The organism is Acinetobacter sp. TTH0-4 (genome assembly GCF_015602665.1).
In the GTDB taxonomy this organism is placed as follows: Bacteria; Pseudomonadota; Gammaproteobacteria; order Pseudomonadales; family Moraxellaceae; genus Acinetobacter; species Acinetobacter albensis.
Genome location: NZ_CP059079.1, coordinates 1,888,442 through 1,905,037 on the forward strand (window position 1 = coordinate 1,888,442; position 16,596 = coordinate 1,905,037).

A 16,596-nucleotide genomic window follows, 5' to 3' on the forward strand; every position below is an offset into this window, starting at 1 on the left:
AAGAACAATGAGGTTTTAAACATGCCCTTTTTTGGTTTTATCCCTTCTGATGAACTATTAGCCAGTATTCAAACAGGTCAGGAAAAGAAAAATTCGAGTGAACCCCTTTATCCCTTACGTGATAAAACAGCCTTACTGATCAATGACGAAATTATTGATGCCGTTTTGACTGAACTGGTTCGTCGTTTTCCACCTAGCGATAAACGCGATACCGCAGAGAAACTTGCAGGTTATATCAAATCAACTGTTGCGGTGTTACTGAAACAGTTACTCGGAAAATCTTCAAATGATGTGGTAAAAAAATCGATCGAATTTTCTGAAAGAAGCTTATTTAAAGATACAGATGGTAATTTCCGCGTCGGTGAACCTTTAGATGCAAGTTTAGTCATCAATCTTAAAAATAGTTTTGCAGAAATTAAAGCTGGCAATGAAGTTGATAAAGCAGTTTTAACCGAACTTTACAAACAGTTCGCTGAAGCGACTGTACGTCACTTTATGAGTGACTTTAACAAAACCCTTGATTTAGGTATGATTAAGCGTAAAGCAGCTGATATTGGCGCTGCTGCTGTGACCAAAGCCGTTCATATTGCTGTGAATAAAATTATTCCCAATTTGAACAAGGAAGAATTAAAGCAACTGGCCGAATATCATGATACTTTATTTCATGTATAACCATGTCTAAACCTAAAAAACCTAGCTTTTGCTAGGTTTTTTATTGAAATAAAAATGTCATTATTGCCTATCGTATTTTAATTATTTTTTTTAAATTCGCTCTATTTGATTGAATAAATAGCAGCTTAGTTAACTGGATCATTAACTTGAAATATAAAATGTTTAATTTACTGATCTGTTGAATTCTATAAATTGGACTTTTAGCATTATAAGGTCGAATTTTTATCTTAAAATTTTATAGCTACATTTAAATTGACTTCATAATCATTTAGCATTCTTCATCAATAGATGCGCTTTGTGGTTTTTTATATGACGATTTGTTAATCCTCTACTAGTCGATGATATGTTACTTCTTATATAGATTCTGGCTGTATGTCTACACTTTATTATTGAAGTAATTTTTGACCTTAATCGCTGTTTTTAGCGTCGCACTCTCTAATCGTACACAAATCATGTTTTTGGAACTTCGAGCAATATGTTAAATATTCACTTTTATAACAAGATTAAGCGTTTTTCTTTGCTTTGTGGTGCTTTTTCTATTACCAGTTTCTGTCAGGCCAATGATTTTTATAATCACCCTAGCTACAACAGTTTTAAACAGAAAACCATGCAAACTTATGGTCTGACTGCACAGCAAGTAGACTGGTCAATGAATGGTTCTAAAAACCTACCCAATATTATCAATATTATGAATCGTCCAGGCGAAAGCAAACCGTGGTACGAATATAAAACCAATTTTATGGCCGAAGGAACCATTCAACGCGGCATACGCTTTAAAAATCAATATGCAGACACCTTAAATCGTGCCGAGCAGCAATTTGGCGTACCTCAATCTATTATTCTTGGAATTTTAGGTGTAGAAACTGGTTTTGGTGCCAATAAAGGGAATTTTATTACCCGTGATGCTTTAGCAACTTTAGGGTTTGGATACGAACGCCGCGCTCAATATTTTCAAGATGAACTTTCTGCACTGATTGCTTGGTCATATAAAGATGATGTGCCTACACAATCCGTGGTGGGTTCTTATGCAGGTGCGATTGGTTACCCTCAATTTATGCCGAGTAATATTCCTAAATTTGGTGTTGATTATGACGGCAATGGACATATTGATTTGAGAAATTCTGCAGTCGATGCAATTGGTTCAATTGCAAATTATTTAGCCCAACATGGTTGGCAACGTAATCAACCGATTGGATTCGCTGCACGCTATACAGGGAACAGTCCTGAGTCAGTAATTGCTAAAAACTTAGAACAACCTACCCCTTATGGCATTCTTAAAAATCAGAATATTAGTCCCATCAATCCTATTGTTAAAATTGATGATTTAGACATGGTCAATATCATTCAACTGCAAGAACGTTATGGGGCTATTTACTACATTACTTACCCTAATTTTCAAGTGATTACGACCTACAATAAAAGTCGTATGTATGCCACAGCAGTGTGGCAATTAGGCACTGAAATTGCGAGCCGATAAACACACGTTTTACTAAAGAACACAAAAGTCAATCATTTTTTATGCAAAATAGCGCACATAATGCGCTATTTTAATAAAATGTTACAATATTGATTATTTTTTAACCGTAAAACGTTATATTTCTGTGCTTTTTGTAATTATTTTAATTAAAAAGTAGACAGCTTAAGCGTGGCATGAATATTATCCATTTCGTCAAATGTAGTTGCAAAAGAGAATTAACAGACTGGATTACTTATATTTCAATTAGTTAAACGAAATTAAGTCAAAGTCTTTAGGAGTTTAATAATGCAGTCAAGGCTTAAATATGTTTTAGCTATAGCCACCACGTTCGCCCTGAGTCATTCTCAAGCAGAGTTGGTACAATCTTCATTCAATACCGATAACGATACTTCACGTTTAGCTGCTCGCGTTTTAAATAAAGATGCGCAAGATTTTAATTCACACTTTTCGAATTTAAATAGCCTTTCAATCACTGAACGTTCTGGCGATAAAATTCGTCGTCAAACTATTGCAGCAAAAATTGAAATTCCTGAAGATGAGCCTTCAGTGATTGAAAAGTTAAACAATGTTGCTTCTAACACTGTACGTAAATTTAGCCAAACTGGCGCAGCGTCTTGGTACGGTCGCCAATTTCATGGTCGTAAAACGGCAAGTGGCGAAACATTTGATATGAATGCCATGACAGCCGCTCACCGTAGCTTACCGCTGAACTGTTACATTCGTGTCACCAACAAAAATAATGGTAAGAGTGTTGTAGTCAAAGTAAATGACCGCGGCCCATTCCATGGTAACCGAGTACTTGATTTGTCTTATGGTGCTGCTAAACAGTTGGGTATTACCAATGCAGGTACTGCCAAAGTGAATATTGAACGTGTAGATGGTCCAAATTCATAAGCTATTACTCAACTCCTAATTCATTTGACGTTAAAGCCACCTTTTGGTGGCTTTTTTATGTCTGCTCAAGTAATCATCCTGTTCTCACATATTCAAACCATACCTTCTAGAGCCAATATGAATAGACATAGCCATTCATTTTAATCTTGGCTTAAATCACCCACTAAATGCTAGCCCCCTCAAACAACCCTTACGTTAATTCTAAATTCCTTTTTCTTAAACTTTTATAATTTTCATCTTAAAATTAAATTTTAACTTCAAAATAGACAACTCAATTGAAAATGAATGTTATTGAAACACGTCTAAACTTTGACCCGTCCATCCTTCTCGTTTATATTTGAACTGAATAAAAATAAGTTAATAAATGTGATTCCAAAGGAGTGGAAGATGAAAACAATAGCTGAATGGTTAAATGAGTACAGCGAGAGTCATCAGAACCAAACCAATAAAAAAATTCACTGGATATGCGTACCTGCTATTTTATTTTCAATTATTGGAATGATTATGCATTTTAGTGCCCTATTAACAGCTTTGCTCTTGGTATTAAGTTTAGTGTTTTATGCACGACTAGATTTGATTCTTGCCGTAGCTATGGCTGCACTTATGATGCTTATGGTCTGGCTGATTGTTATTTTACCTGTGGGGGTCGGTTTTTATATTGCAGTTTTTGTTTTGGCTTGGATTGGACAGTTTTATGGACATAAAGTTGAAGGGAAAAAGCCTTCTTTCTTAAAAGACCTCCAATTCCTTCTCATTGGGCCGGTATGGTGCATGGATGCTTATTTAGCTAAAGTTATACCCAGATGGAAAACACGCCAAAAATCGCAAATGAACGCCATTTAGGCTATATCATCGTTTTATACGGATGAAGAACCGTTATTGATAGGTTCTTCCTTTATATTTCAACCAACCATCCGCATGTTTTTTTGTGGATCATGATGTGTCCAATGGATGATTCCCCCTTGATGGCTATATTCGTACTCTCCATAAAACTCAACAATCTCACCTTTTTTCAAGCCATCTAAACGTGGGCTCAAATCAATATTATGTGCAACCAAAACAGTTAAGCCATGTTTAAGCTCTAAAATAAACTTTTGATGACGTGAGCCTTCATTATCATCACGCAAAATGGCTTTAACGCGTCCGCTCGATTGAACTTGAATATTACTTCTTTGATCTCTAAATGCTTGTCGAATTTTATCTTCATCATTTTCAGCCGCTACATTAACTGGATTTGAATTGATCGTTTTGTCCAAATGGGAATTCGGTAAAATTTGAGTTTTTGAAACAGACTGATCCAGTGTCTGATGGCTAGGATTGTGCTGTTGTTTTAAATCTATTCCCAAATAAGCTGCTATCAATACAATAATGACAACACCAATCCCCATATTCATTTTATTTGCCATTTGAGCATTCCTTAAAATTAAATTTTTATAATTCTATTTTTCATAAAAAAAGCCCCTCTCGGGACTTTTTTACAAAATATTTTTAGCTGTATAGCAAAAAATTATTTTGCAGCAGCTTGAGCAGCAGCAACTTCTTCAGCGAAGCTCATTTCTGCCTTTTTCTCAATGCCTTCGCCTACTTCAAAGCGAACAAATTCAACCACTGTAGTTGCAGTTGCTTTTAAAATTTCAGCGACTTTCTTGTCATTGTCGATCACGTACATTTGACGCTCAAGCACAACTTCGTTCAAGTATTTCTCAACTGAACCTGTGACCATTTTTTCAACGATATTTGCAGGCTTACCAGATTCGATTGCTTTTGCTTCAGCAATTTCTTTTTCTTTCGCAATAAGCTCAGCAGATACGCCTTCAGCATTTACAGCAACCGGATTGAATGCAGCAACGTGCATTGCAATACCTTTACCTGTTGCAGCATCACCAGCAAAAGATACAACAACACCAATTTTTAAACCGTGTTTATAAACTGCAAGGTTTTCACCTTCCACAATTTTTGCACGACGTACTTGGATGTTTTCACCAATTTTTTGAACCAAAGCAATACGTGCTTCTTCAACAGTCACGCCGTCTTCAAGTTTCAATTCAGAAATTTGAGCAGCATCAGTTACGTTAGCAGCAAGCGCAGCAGCAGCAACTTTCGCAGAGAAACCAGCAAAGTTTTCGTCTTTTGCAACGAAGTCAGTTTGGCAATTAACTTCTAAAAGAAGTGCTTTATTACCTTCTTGGGCAATTGTGATCGCGCCATCAGCAGCAATGTTACCCGCTTTTTTAGCAGCTTTTGCTTGACCTGATTTACGAAGATTATCAATCGCTAATTCAACATCACCATTTGATTCTGTTAATGCTTTTTTGCATTCCATCATGGCAAGACCAGTACGGTCACGTAATTCTTTTACCATGCTCGCAGTAACTGCAGTCATGTTGTTCTCCTAAATACGGTAGAAAAATGAATCTGTTCAACAAAAACGGCCCAAAGTGTTCTCTGGGCCGTTCTGCTTTCTTGACGCTTAATTTGCCACGATTACATGTCGCAAAAATGACAAGCCTGCGTCAAAACGCATTAAGCCTCTGGCGCTTCTTTAGCAGCAACTTCTTTAGCAGCTTCTTCGCCTTTCGCTTGTGCATTTGCTTGTGATTGAGCGTACTCTTTACCAGCAAGAATCGCATCAGCCATAGCAGAAGCATAAAGTGTTACTGCACGGATCGCATCATCATTACCCGGAATAACGTAATCTACGTTGTCTGGGTTAGAGTTTGTATCAACGATACCAATTACAGGAATACCTAGGTTTTTCGCTTCTTTAATTGCAATTGATTCATGATCAACGTCAATTACGAATAATGCGTCAGGTAAACCACCCATGTTTTTAACGCCGCCTAAAGCACGTTCAAGTTTTTCCATCTCACGCGTACGTTCTAAAGCTTCACGTTTAGTCAGCTTAAGGAATGTACCGTCTTGAGATTGAGTTTGAAGGTCTTTCAAACGGTTGATCGATTGACGAAGAGTTTTCCAGTTCGTCAACATACCACCTAACCAACGGTGATCTACATATGGTTGACCAGCGCGTTGAGCTTGTTCACGGATGATGTTAGAAGCAGCACGCTTAGTACCAACGAACAATACTTTGTTCTTTTTGCTAGCAAGATTGTTAACAAAGTTCAAAGCATCATTTAACGCAGGAACAGTATGCTCAAGGTTGATGATATGAATTTTGTTACGTGCACCAAAGATGTATTCACGCATCTTTGGATTCCAGAAACGAGTTTGGTGACCAAAGTGTGCGCCAGCTTGAAGAAGGTCGCGCATGCTTACGTTGTAATCTGCCATTTTCTTTACCTTAAAGTTTGGGTTAGGCCTCCATATATCCTCATCCTCCACCCCAAAGGGCACCCAGAGAAATGTGTCGATATATGTGCGGATTTTGTTGCCCCATCCAACAAAGCCCGTGAAATTTATTCACGAAAAAGCATTTGATAAAATGGGCGGCTATTTATACCATAGTCACACATAAATTTCCAAAAGTTTTTAGAGATCATGAACAGTACTTACGAAGCTCCGCGTCGCCTGATTAAAACCTCAGATGAAATTGAGAAAATGCGGGTTGCTGGACGACTGGCAGCTGAGGTTTTGGATATGATCAAACCACATATTGTGCCAGGTGTAACCACTTTAGAACTTGATACAATTTGTCATGATTATATTGTGAATAAACAAGATGCTATCCCAGCTTGCTTAGGCTATGGAGCAGCGCCGGGTCGCCCTGCGTTTCAACATGTAATTTGTACATCTGTAAACCACGTGGTGTGCCATGGCATTCCATCAGATGCGAAAAAGCTCAAAAAAGGCGACATCCTCAATATTGATGTAACCGTGATTAAGGATGGTTATCACGGTGATACCAATATGATGTACATCGTAGGTGGTACAACCTCTATTTTGGCTGATCGTTTATGTAAAGTTGCTCAAGAAGCGATGTATCTAGGTATTGAAACAGTGAAACCAGGTTCGACTATTGGGGATATTGGTCATGCCATTCAAAAATATGTCGAATCTGAACGTTTTGGCGTAGTTCGTGAATATTGTGGTCATGGAATTGGAACTGTTTTCCATGACGAACCTCAAGTGTTGCATTATGGTCAAGGCAATAGCGGCATGATTCTTGAAGAAGGCATGACGTTCACCATTGAACCTATGGTTAATGGGGGTGATTGGAAAACCAAACTTCTCGGTGATAAATGGACTGTCGTGACTAAAGACCATAGTTTATCTGCTCAATATGAGCACACTCTTTTAGTGACTAAAACTGGCGTCGAAGTTCTTACTGCGCGCCCTGAAGAAGATTTATCACGCTTCGTGCAATAAAGCTTCATTTGAACTTTCAAGAATGGTTATCTCAACCTAACCATTCTTGAAGCATTTTTATAAAATAAAAAAATCAATATAAAAGAATATTTTTAGTCTTTTTCACAATCACTTTTTCTTCAATAAAACCATATTTTTTTAACTGACATCCCAGCCTACGCCCCCTTTTCATTATTTTTAAGCTAAGATAGTGTGCTTTTTATTTTTAATCCCCCATAAGAAGGAATACTGCCGTGGACGTACGTCTCTCTGATCGTGTAAATGCCATCAAACCGTCCCCTACACTTGCTGTTACCAATAAAGCCGCTGAACTTAAAGCTGCGGGTAAAAACGTGATTGGTTTAGGTGCAGGTGAACCAGATTTTGATACTCCTCAACACATCAAAGATGCAGCAATTGCAGCAATTAACAACGGTTTTACCAAATATACCGCTGTTGATGGCACTCCAAGTCTTAAAAAGGCGATTATCGCAAAATTCAAACGCGACAATCATCTGGATTATGCAGCGAACCAAATTTTGGTTTCTTGTGGTGGTAAGCAGTCATTTTTTAACTTAGCCTTGGCTTTGTTAAACAAAGGCGATGAAGTCATCATCCCTGCACCATTTTGGGTGAGCTATCCAGACATGGTCATTATCGCTGAAGGCGTACCTGTTATTGTAAAATGTGGTGAAGAACAACGTTTCAAAATCACCCCTGCTCAACTAGAAGCAGCAATTACAGACAAAACGCGTTTAGTGGTGCTCAACAGCCCATCAAATCCAACAGGTATGATCTATACCAAAGCGGAATTAGAAGCTCTGGCTGAAGTACTTCGTAAATATCCAGAAGTCTATATCGCTTCTGACGATATGTACGAACCAATTCGTTGGGACGACGAATTTTATAACATCGCAACTGTTGCACCTGACCTTTATGACCGCACTATCGTGTTAAATGGTGTGTCTAAAGCCTATGCAATGACAGGCTGGCGTATTGGATATGCAGCGGGTCCTGCAAAACTGATTGGCGCAATGAAAAAAATTCAATCGCAATCAACCTCAAATCCAACGTCTATTTCACAAGTTGCTGCTGAAGCTGCCTTGAATGGTTCTCAAGATGTTCTTAAACCTATGATTGAAGCGTTCAAGCGTCGTCATGACTTAGTGATTCAAGGCTTAAATGACATCAATGGTATTTCTTGTTTACCTGCTGATGGTGCATTCTATGCTTATGCCAACATCAAACCTCTTATTCGTGCAAAAGGTTTAAAATCTTGCACAGAATTTTCTGAATGGTTACTGGAAGAAACTGGTGTTGCAGTGGTTCCTGGTGATGCATTCGGCTTAGGTGGTTTCATGCGTATTTCATATGCCACTGCTGATGAAGTCCTTGTAGATGCGCTTGCACGTATCAAGAAAGCAGCCGACTCAATCGATGGCATAGACGCTGCAATTGCTTCAATTGCTGCTGAAAAATAAGCGATAAGAGTTTCAATCTTTAAATTTGAAAAACCCACGATATTCGTGGGTTTTTTTAATCATAGAAATGAATACTAAATACGAAAACTGCTTCTTCTAGATTAATATCAATCACTAATTTATATGTTCAGCCTGTTCAATCATCTTCCCTGCTTAACTTGACGAATATAAAACAGCGCATTAAGTTACTGGTAGATTCTTATTTTAATATCTTTAATAATTGAGAAAAAACAATGAACCCAAAAGAAATGACAGGACTGCAACTTTTACAAGCAATGTGTGTAGGAAAAATTCCACCGGCCAGTATTAGTGAAACCATTCCAATGCAACCGTATGAAGTCACTCACGGAACTGTTCGCTTTACAGTCAAAGCAGATCAACGCCATTTGAATCCGCTTGGTGGTGTTCATGGAGGCTTTGCAGCCACAGTTCTAGATTCGGTAACAGGTTGTGCAGTGCACAGTATGTTAGAAGCGGGCGTCGGATATGGCACCATCGATTTAAATATTAAAATGTGCCGCCCTATTCCACAGAATAAAGAACTTCAAGCTGTCGGTAACGTCATTAATATTAGTAAGAATTTAGGCATTTCAGAAGGTAAAATTACCGATGAAGATGGGAAAATTTATGCACATGCAACTGCAACCTGCATGATTATTCGACCTTAAAATATGAAAATTGAGATTCAAGTATTTTTAGAGCTTAAGCATTTCGCCTAAGCTCTCATGTTTGAACAGTACCAGTTAGCCAGCAGATTTTAAAGGTTTTTCGATAATCAACGTATCTTCTGGACGTGTCGTTCCTTTATAAATACACAAATATTTAAATACACTATCCAATGATACAGAAAGCTTTTTTTGCTCTGAACGAGACCAAACTTTTGAATTATTTCGTCCAGATAACGCGCTCCCATTTAATTGATATAAGTATAAATCGTGATCGCGTTGCAAAGATTGCTTACGTCCATTTGAATAACTATCCAGAAGTAATTGGCATGGAGCATTAATCAACCATTTATCACTGAACCAAAGTTGCAGTAAATCACCTAAATACAAAGGCTGTGTTCCGACAGGCCATACTTGGATATAAGCATCTTCAACCGCAGTCTGATAGCGTTCTGGATCTTGAATAATCGAAATATAATGATTTTGATAAAAAGAAAAATTTGAAAAGATTTCGGCAATCGTCAGCGTATGCATTCGCTTTCTCCTGTTTAGCCATTTTAGTGCTGGCAAGTTGGTTTAAATCCACACTGGTTGAACTTTCATTCAAACCCTCTGTTATGTATTTAATCTAACAAGCCTATTTTGGCTGTGCAAGTTTTTTTAAGACTTTTAATTTATTTGCTTAAAATAAAAGCATACAACACAAAAATGAAGCTATCGTGACATTTTTAGCTTGACCGTCTACAAAATCTCCTTATAATCGCATTCAGATTCTCCAATAGCTCAGTCGGTAGAGCGACGGACTGTTAATCCGCAGGTCCCTGGTTCGAGCCCAGGTTGGAGAGCCAAATACGAAAAAGCCCACAGCATTAAAGTGGGTTTTTTTTTGCTTAAATTATTTTTTTTAAACTGACTTATTGAGTATTTGACTTCCAGCTTCTGCTGGACAAAAGTTTAATTGGATTTTCTAAAACTTAAAAAGAAAAAAGCGCATCGAAATGCGCTTTAAACCTATATTTGGAAATGAAGTAAATACCCCAGAAAGCTTTAGCGTTGTGGTAAAGGAATATATTGCGAACTATTATTTTGTGCTTTGCGTTCCCCAACCACCACGTTTAAAGTTAAAGGCTGTTCATCACGAATCACATTCACCTTAATCGTGCTATTTGGTGCTTGTAATGCGACGTAATTAATTAAATGTGATGCTGAATTAATCAATTCATCATTCACTTGAATAATCTTGTCTGCCTTCTTAATTCCCGCAGTTGCCGCGGGGCCATCATCTAAAACGTCTGCAACGACCACGCCACTTTGCTTAGGCTCAAGAATATTATCCTGCTGTACAGGCATTAGACTGATTCCCAGCCAACCACGTACCACTCGACCATCTTTTAAAATTGAATTGAGAATTTGTTGACATACTTTGGCAGGAATGGCAAAACCAATACCCAATGAACCGCCAGATTGAGAAAAAATAGCCGTATTCACCCCAATTAAGTTACCTGCCACATCTATGAGTGCGCCACCCGAGTTTCCTGGGTTAATTGCAGCATCAGTTTGAATAAAATCTTCATAGGTATTAATCCCTAAATCTGAACGATTGGTGGCAGAAATAATACCCTGTGTAACCGTTTGACCCACTCCGAACGGATTACCAATCGCAAGAACCACATCGCCGACTTCATTACCACTTAATTTAAACGGTAAAACAGGTAATTTATCGAGTTCAATTTTAATCACAGCAAGGTCAGAATCTGGATCGGTACCAATAATTTTTGCCGTTGCACGACGCCCATCATTTAAGCCCACCACAATCTGATCAGCTTGTGCAATGACGTGATTATTGGTCAAAATATAACCATCAGAGCGAACAATCACCCCCGATCCAAGACTATTTTCATTCTGTTCCTGAGCGAATTGATCTGGAAGTTGATCACCAAAGAACTCACGAAATGCAGGATCATTTAATAAAGGATGCTGGTTTTTCTTTACTTTCTGCATGGTAAAAATATTGACCACTGCTGGTGCTGCCACTTTCACAGCCGCACTATAAGAATCAACCCCACCTGTTCGAGTTGTGTCAATCAATGGCTCTAATTTTTCTGCAGGCATTTTTATACCATCAGCAGCCACAGGTGCTTTGGGCTTTTGATATTGTTGCCATCCGAGAAAACCCAGAGTAACTAAAATGAGTAAAACCCAAGGTAACCATGAAAATGTGCGGCGCACTTTAATATCCTCTAAAAATATTTTAATTTGTTGATGACTAAGTAATTTATGTGCCATTGTAAAATGAAACACAATAAGAAACATAAAAATAGTTCAAGAGTTTTGTCATGCTTTAGTTACAATTCAAAATATGTTTTGATGGTTACTGATAGTGAGGGATGTAAATATTTATGGCAAAGCTCAACGAGATTATTCAATGGTGTGACCACATTTTGAAATCACATGAATTTAAAGACTATGCACCCAATGGCTTACAAATTGAAGGCGACGCAGAGGTCAATAAAATTTTATGTGCCGTGACAGCATCACAAGATGCCATTGAGGGCGCGATTGAACAAGGTGCTAATTTACTTTTGGTCCATCATGGTTATTTTTGGAAAGGTGAACCGTACCCGATTACAGGAATGCGTGGTAACCGAATTAAACGTTTAATTCAACATGACATTTCCTTATTGGCTTACCACTTACCATTAGATAGCCACCCTACTTTAGGAAACAATGCATCAATTGCAGATCTTTTAGAATTAGAAAATATTGAAGCGTTAGATCCTTCTGAACGTCATCCTATTGGCAATATCGGTTATTTAAAACAGCCCATCTCTGCGACAGACTTTAAACACTATGTATCGACACGCTTAAAATTCGATGTGACTCATCTTGCTGCAGAAAAAGCCAGCATTCAAAAAATTGGATATTGTACTGGAGGCGCTCAAGATTTCATTGTTAAAGCTGCAGAGCAAAATTGTGATGCTTATATTTCTGGCGAAGTCAGTGAACGTACTTTCTATGAAGCCAAGGAATTGAATGTTCATTATTACGCGTGCGGACATCATGCCACCGAGCGTTTTGGGGTACAACGCCTTGGAAAAGCTATTTCAGAACAGTTCAATATTGAGTATAGTTATTTCGAATTAAACAATCCGATTTGATTTTAAAAACCGCTGTGTTTGGCTTTTTTCTTTATACGTATAAATTCAGGTTTTATTCTGTATTGTTATTTATACGCAATGCGCAATTTGCCTCAATAATCCATTACAATAAAGCACTTAATGTCAAAACCCAGCAAAAACGCAAGGAATTGAAAACATGACAATCATTACTTTACCAGCACTTCCATACGGTTATGAAGATCTTGCTCCACACATCAGCAAAGAAACTTTAGAATACCATCATGACAAACACCACAATACCTATGTGGTTAACATCAATAATCTCATCAAAGGAACTGACCTTGAAGGCAAAACCTTAGAAGAAATTATTACAGCAACTGCAGGCGATGCAGCGAAAGCAGGCATTTTCAACAATGCTGCTCAAGTTTGGAACCATACTTTTTACTGGAACTGTATGGCTAAAAACGGTGGCGGTAAAGCGACTGGTACTCTAGCGGCTAAAATTGACGAAGCCTTCGGTTCTTACGAAAAATTTGCTGAAGAATTTGCTGCTGCTGCCACCACTCAATTCGGTTCAGGTTGGGCTTGGTTAGTCGCTGATGAAGTAAACGGTAACTTGTCTATTCTTAAAACTGCAAATGCTGATACTCCAATGGCACATGGTAAAGTTGCAGTATTGACAATTGACGTTTGGGAACATGCTTATTACATCGACTTCCGTAATGCACGTCCTAAATACATCTCTACTTTCCTAGAAAGCTTAGTGAACTGGGATTATGCGAATGCAAAATATGCTGGCCAAGAAGCTGGCGTTGAAAAATAAGATTTAAAATAAATTTTATTTTTGTGTAAAAAAGCCACCTTTTTGGGGTGGTTTTTTCATTTTTCAGCCTGATCTGCATAATTATAAGGCAAATGATTCATTTCTTTAGCTTTACATGTTGACGAGCTAGGTTTTCATCCCTAGAATGCGCTTCAGATTCTCCAATAGCTCAGTCGGTAGAGCGACGGACTGTTAATCCGCAGGTCCCTGGTTCGAGCCCAGGTTGGAGAGCCATCTATTCTTCCATAGCTCAGTTGGTAGAGCGACGGACTGTTAATCCGCAGGTCCCTGGTTCGAGCCCAGGTGGAAGAGCCAAGATTCTAAAAAGCCTACTTCATTCAATGAGTAGGCTTTTTTTCATTCTTTTTTTAAAAACAGCCTACTAGTTTTTAAATCAAACATTGAAACTAAAATATCGCGCCTCATCTGATTCAAAATGCCGATTTTAGAAACAGTTAAACTCAGTTTTAGCAATTTTTATAGAAAGAGACTTGACCAAAACCTTTTAGGTCAATAGAATCCGTTTCAGATTCTCCAATAGCTCAGTCGGTAGAGCGACGGACTGTTAATCCGCAGGTCCCTGGTTCGAGCCCAGGTTGGAGAGCCAAATTTTAAAAACCCACTTTATTTAAGTGGGTTTTTTCTTATCTGTGGTTTTATTCTAGTTTTTCTCTTTTCCACGATCTCAATATTATTAACAACTCAGTACTACTGATTATCGATGTATCGCAGATCTCAAAAATCATCTTTTTTATCTAAACACATCCTAAGTATGTGCAGTGCACATCTAAATAACTATACGCTTAAAAGCTATATTAGATTAATTTAAAGCACTCACCTCAATCACTTTTAGAACATCAATTCATTTTCATTCTTTTAAAAATTAAATTGATCTGAATGCACAAATATATGCAAATACTAAAAAAACATCCAAATTAATGTTACGATATATCATAACAATTAATTTTTAGTTCTTTTTATGTCTATACCTTCACAACGCTTACAAGCAATTGATGCCTTAAGAGGACTCGTCATTTTAATTATGATGGTCGATCATGTCAGAGAAACATTTTATCTGCATCATCAGGTTCCTGATCGAGCTGGACACTTTTTGCCACAGAAATCCCATTTCTCGCTGCAAAAAATAAAGCATTTCCTCAGATTTTTTTGAAAACCAATCAAAATAATGTCCCCATTGCATCATTGTGGTTAACATCAATTGTGGTTCAAATTTCATTGATTGCAGTATGCTTTTTCGACAAAAATTATACTCAATTATTGTTAATTTCTTCTGTTATGATTTTATTGCCTTATTTTCTAGTTTCAGCTTTTTATTTAAAAGAATCATGGAAAAATAAACGCGCTAAACATATCTCGATTGCTCTGGTTGCTGTGATTTATGCCTCTTGGTTACTCTATGCTGCTGGCCTTTCACTCTTAGTACTCTCAGGCTGTTTATATGTAATAGGCTTAGTGATTTTTTTCTATAGTCGATATAGCAATAAAATAAAGGTTCATCATCCTCTATAAAGTATGTAAAGAGTCTGAGTAGTGCCCTTTCACTTTGAAATTTATTCAACTTTATTCAACTGAGATGGCTGTATTTCTCTTTACATTCACTGAGTTTATTTAACTAAACATGGCGTTGCATTAAAAAATGAACTTTAAATTCTGGCAAACATTCTTCCGTTTATTACATGTATATGCGGGAATTTTTATTGCTCCTTTTATTTTTATTGCTGCCCTCACCGGGCTTTTTTATGCAGCCACGCCTCAAATAGAACAATTCATTTATCGTGATGTCTTATACACTCAGGAAAGCCATTCAAACATACGACCTCTCAGCCAACAAATTGAAACAGCTAAACACGCCCTATCATCAAGTGCACGAATTACTGAAATTCGTCCAGCACCCGCACCTAATCAGACCACACGCGTTATTTTCTCCGATCCATATCTAGAGCAACAAAATGAAGCTCTCTTTATTGATCCATATACACTTGAGATTAAGGGTCAATTAGCTGTCTATGGAACCAGTGGCTTATTACCATTTCGAACAACACTCGATCATCTACATCGTGATTTATTGCTAGGCAGTTGGGGACGTTTTTATAGTGAATTAGCAGCAAGTTGGTTGGCTGTTTTAATTTTTACGGGTGTTTATCAATGGTATAAACGTCGTAAAATAGCCAAAAACATTTATAACAAACCCATTCAAAAACATAGCAGCATTGGCTTAGTGCTGTTTCCACTCTTACTTTTTATTTCAATTACGGGTTTAACCTGGTCAGAATGGGCAGGCAAAAATATCGGTATACTTCGACAAACGCTGAGTTGGCAAACGCCCGTTTTAGAGACATCTCTTAAAGAAAGAATAGCATCAGCTGAGATAATGCATCATGAAGATCATACAGTAATTCAGCACCAGCATGTCACGCCAACCTCTTCTCACGATTTTGATATTGCTTTAGGTCTCGCTCGAGAACATGGTCTAGATGCAGCTCAAATACAAATCAAACCACCGTCAGAAAAGTATCAAGCTTGGAGTGTTTCTGAAATTCAACGTCATTGGCCAACACAAGCTGACAGCATTGCAATAGATGTTCAAAATCACCAAGTCATTGATCAAATTTACTTTAAAGATTACCCACTCATTGCAAAATTGACCCGATGGGGAGTCGATGCACATATCGGTATTTTATTTGGCTGGATCAATCAACTGATTCTCATCATCTACTCAATTGCACTCTGTATCATGATTTTTTATGCATATTTTTCCATGTACAAAAGGACAAATTTAAAACAAACAATTCTACAATTTGCGGATCAAACAATCATAATTTGGACTCAAAATGGTATTTCACAGCGAATTACGCTCGTGACGGTTATGATTGTGATAGGAATATTGCTTCCTGTATTCGGATTCAGCCTATTAATTGCTTTAATTGCGATTCTTTTTCGCAATATTACTGCGAAATATAAACGTTAATCGAATTAGGTAATATTCAGTTTTCTATACAAAAGATCGGCGACTCTCCCTTTAACTTATTGCTCACATTCAAAATCTAAAACAGTGTCAAACAGATAGCCTTTCAATACTAATTCCTACCCTTAGATGAGATGAACACGTGTATAAATAAATTTAGAATATAAATTTATA

At 37.5% G+C, this 16,596-nt stretch carries 14 protein-coding genes, 4 tRNA genes and 3 pseudogenes; 16 read left to right on the forward strand and 5 right to left on the reverse strand.

Annotated elements, in window-relative coordinates; all coding sequences use genetic code 11:
- The first annotated feature begins 21 nt into the window (after positions 1–21).
- From H0S58_RS08840 to H0S58_RS08855, 4 genes are all read left to right on the forward strand, one after another.
- The gene (locus H0S58_RS08840; RefSeq protein WP_195726314.1) at positions 22–672 is read left to right on the forward strand and encodes a hypothetical protein; all 651 of its coding nucleotides are present in this window, start codon (positions 22–24) and stop codon (positions 670–672) included.
- A 475-nt stretch (positions 673–1,147) separates the two neighbouring features.
- Positions 1,148–2,149 carry a lytic murein transglycosylase B gene (gene mltB, locus H0S58_RS08845; protein ID WP_195726315.1) on the forward strand — a complete coding sequence of 334 codons (1,002 nt, stop codon included), beginning with the start codon at positions 1,148–1,150 and terminating at the stop codon, positions 2,147–2,149.
- Positions 2,150–2,434: 285 nt separating this feature from the next.
- The gene (locus H0S58_RS08850) at positions 2,435–3,043 is read left to right on the forward strand and encodes a septal ring lytic transglycosylase RlpA family protein (protein WP_227592229.1); all 609 of its coding nucleotides are present in this window, start codon (positions 2,435–2,437) and stop codon (positions 3,041–3,043) included.
- Between the two features lie 387 nt (positions 3,044–3,430).
- On the forward strand, positions 3,431–3,886 hold the full coding sequence (locus tag H0S58_RS08855; RefSeq protein ID WP_053579945.1) for a DUF962 domain-containing protein: 456 nt from the start codon (positions 3,431–3,433) through the stop codon (positions 3,884–3,886).
- A gap of 33 nt (positions 3,887–3,919) precedes the next feature.
- Here the strand turns inward: H0S58_RS08855 and H0S58_RS08860 are convergent.
- The 3 genes and pseudogenes from H0S58_RS08860 to rpsB form a co-directional block, all read right to left on the reverse strand.
- Positions 3,920–4,449: pseudogene (locus H0S58_RS08860) on the reverse strand (DUF3465 domain-containing protein).
- Positions 4,450–4,550: 101 nt separating this feature from the next.
- Positions 4,551–5,426, reverse strand: coding sequence for a translation elongation factor Ts (gene tsf, locus H0S58_RS08865; RefSeq protein WP_053579943.1), 876 nt, complete (start codon positions 5,424–5,426; stop codon positions 4,551–4,553).
- 140 nt (positions 5,427–5,566) lie between these two features.
- Complete coding sequence (gene rpsB / locus H0S58_RS08870) at positions 5,567–6,334, reverse strand: 30S ribosomal protein S2 (RefSeq protein WP_092717853.1); 768 nt, start codon at positions 6,332–6,334, stop codon at positions 5,567–5,569.
- A gap of 207 nt (positions 6,335–6,541) precedes the next feature.
- On the opposite strand from rpsB, the gene map reads away from it, so the two are divergent.
- The 3 genes from map to H0S58_RS08885 all read left to right on the forward strand — a co-directional run bounded on the left by map (position 6,542) and on the right by H0S58_RS08885 (position 9,497).
- Positions 6,542–7,369, forward strand: a complete 828-nt coding sequence (map, locus tag H0S58_RS08875; RefSeq protein ID WP_195726316.1) for a type I methionyl aminopeptidase — start codon at positions 6,542–6,544, stop codon at positions 7,367–7,369.
- 233 nt (positions 7,370–7,602) lie between these two features.
- Positions 7,603–8,829: a pyridoxal phosphate-dependent aminotransferase gene (locus H0S58_RS08880; protein WP_195726317.1), complete on the forward strand. Its 1,227-nt coding sequence runs from the start codon at positions 7,603–7,605 to the stop codon at positions 8,827–8,829.
- A gap of 233 nt (positions 8,830–9,062) precedes the next feature.
- On the forward strand, positions 9,063–9,497 hold the full coding sequence (locus H0S58_RS08885; protein ID WP_053579939.1) for a PaaI family thioesterase: 435 nt from the start codon (positions 9,063–9,065) through the stop codon (positions 9,495–9,497).
- Between the two features lie 75 nt (positions 9,498–9,572).
- On the opposite strand, the gene H0S58_RS08890 is transcribed toward H0S58_RS08885, so the two are convergent.
- On the reverse strand, positions 9,573–10,028 hold the full coding sequence (locus H0S58_RS08890) for a hypothetical protein (protein ID WP_053579938.1): 456 nt from the start codon (positions 10,026–10,028) through the stop codon (positions 9,573–9,575).
- Between the two features lie 238 nt (positions 10,029–10,266).
- Between H0S58_RS08890 and H0S58_RS08895 the strand changes: the two genes are divergently transcribed.
- Positions 10,267–10,342: transfer RNA gene (locus H0S58_RS08895), tRNA-Asn, on the forward strand.
- A gap of 199 nt (positions 10,343–10,541) precedes the next feature.
- On the opposite strand, the gene H0S58_RS08900 is transcribed toward H0S58_RS08895, so the two are convergent.
- Complete coding sequence (locus tag H0S58_RS08900) at positions 10,542–11,723, reverse strand: trypsin-like peptidase domain-containing protein (RefSeq protein ID WP_195726318.1); 1,182 nt, start codon at positions 11,721–11,723, stop codon at positions 10,542–10,544.
- A 170-nt stretch (positions 11,724–11,893) separates the two neighbouring features.
- Between H0S58_RS08900 and H0S58_RS08905 the strand changes: the two genes are divergently transcribed.
- The 8 genes and pseudogenes from H0S58_RS08905 (at position 11,894) to H0S58_RS08935 (ending at position 16,425) form a co-directional block, all read left to right on the forward strand.
- On the forward strand, positions 11,894–12,652 hold the full coding sequence (locus H0S58_RS08905) for a Nif3-like dinuclear metal center hexameric protein (RefSeq protein WP_195726319.1): 759 nt from the start codon (positions 11,894–11,896) through the stop codon (positions 12,650–12,652).
- 157 nt (positions 12,653–12,809) lie between these two features.
- Complete coding sequence (locus tag H0S58_RS08910; RefSeq protein ID WP_195726320.1) at positions 12,810–13,436, forward strand: superoxide dismutase; 627 nt, start codon at positions 12,810–12,812, stop codon at positions 13,434–13,436.
- 158 nt (positions 13,437–13,594) lie between these two features.
- Positions 13,595–13,670: transfer RNA gene (locus tag H0S58_RS08915), tRNA-Asn, on the forward strand.
- 5 nt (positions 13,671–13,675) lie between these two features.
- Positions 13,676–13,751: transfer RNA gene (locus H0S58_RS08920), tRNA-Asn, on the forward strand.
- A gap of 216 nt (positions 13,752–13,967) precedes the next feature.
- Positions 13,968–14,043: transfer RNA gene (locus tag H0S58_RS08925), tRNA-Asn, on the forward strand.
- Between the two features lie 372 nt (positions 14,044–14,415).
- Positions 14,416–14,533: pseudogene (locus tag H0S58_RS14020) on the forward strand (hypothetical protein); the annotation flags it as partial.
- A 1-nt stretch (position 14,534) separates the two neighbouring features.
- A pseudogene (locus H0S58_RS08930) lies at positions 14,535–14,966 on the forward strand (amino acid permease); the annotation flags it as partial.
- A 127-nt stretch (positions 14,967–15,093) separates the two neighbouring features.
- Positions 15,094–16,425 carry a PepSY-associated TM helix domain-containing protein gene (locus H0S58_RS08935; RefSeq protein ID WP_195726321.1) on the forward strand — a complete coding sequence of 444 codons (1,332 nt, stop codon included), beginning with the start codon at positions 15,094–15,096 and terminating at the stop codon, positions 16,423–16,425.
- The last annotated feature ends 171 nt before the right edge of the window (positions 16,426–16,596 follow it).

What these genes read in the sequence shown, in the direction of transcription:
- H0S58_RS08840 (WP_195726314.1), top strand. Translation starts at nt 22, where the DNA reads ATGCCCTTTTTTGGTTTTATCCCTTCTGATGAACTATTAGCCAGTATT.
- mltB (WP_195726315.1), top strand. Translation starts at nt 1,148, where the DNA reads ATGTTAAATATTCACTTTTATAACAAGATTAAGCGTTTTTCTTTGCTT.
- H0S58_RS08850 (WP_227592229.1), top strand. Translation starts at nt 2,435, where the DNA reads ATGCAGTCAAGGCTTAAATATGTTTTAGCTATAGCCACCACGTTCGCC.
- H0S58_RS08855 (WP_053579945.1), top strand. Translation starts at nt 3,431, where the DNA reads ATGAAAACAATAGCTGAATGGTTAAATGAGTACAGCGAGAGTCATCAG.
- tsf (WP_053579943.1), bottom strand. Translation starts at nt 5,426, where the DNA reads ATGACTGCAGTTACTGCGAGCATGGTAAAAGAATTACGTGACCGTACT.
- rpsB (WP_092717853.1), bottom strand. Translation starts at nt 6,334, where the DNA reads ATGGCAGATTACAACGTAAGCATGCGCGACCTTCTTCAAGCTGGCGCA.
- map (WP_195726316.1), top strand. Translation starts at nt 6,542, where the DNA reads ATGAACAGTACTTACGAAGCTCCGCGTCGCCTGATTAAAACCTCAGAT.
- H0S58_RS08885 (WP_053579939.1), top strand. Translation starts at nt 9,063, where the DNA reads ATGAACCCAAAAGAAATGACAGGACTGCAACTTTTACAAGCAATGTGT.
- H0S58_RS08890 (WP_053579938.1), bottom strand. Translation starts at nt 10,028, where the DNA reads ATGCATACGCTGACGATTGCCGAAATCTTTTCAAATTTTTCTTTTTAT.
- H0S58_RS08905 (WP_195726319.1), top strand. Translation starts at nt 11,894, where the DNA reads ATGGCAAAGCTCAACGAGATTATTCAATGGTGTGACCACATTTTGAAA.
- H0S58_RS08910 (WP_195726320.1), top strand. Translation starts at nt 12,810, where the DNA reads ATGACAATCATTACTTTACCAGCACTTCCATACGGTTATGAAGATCTT.
- H0S58_RS08935 (WP_195726321.1), top strand. Translation starts at nt 15,094, where the DNA reads ATGAACTTTAAATTCTGGCAAACATTCTTCCGTTTATTACATGTATAT.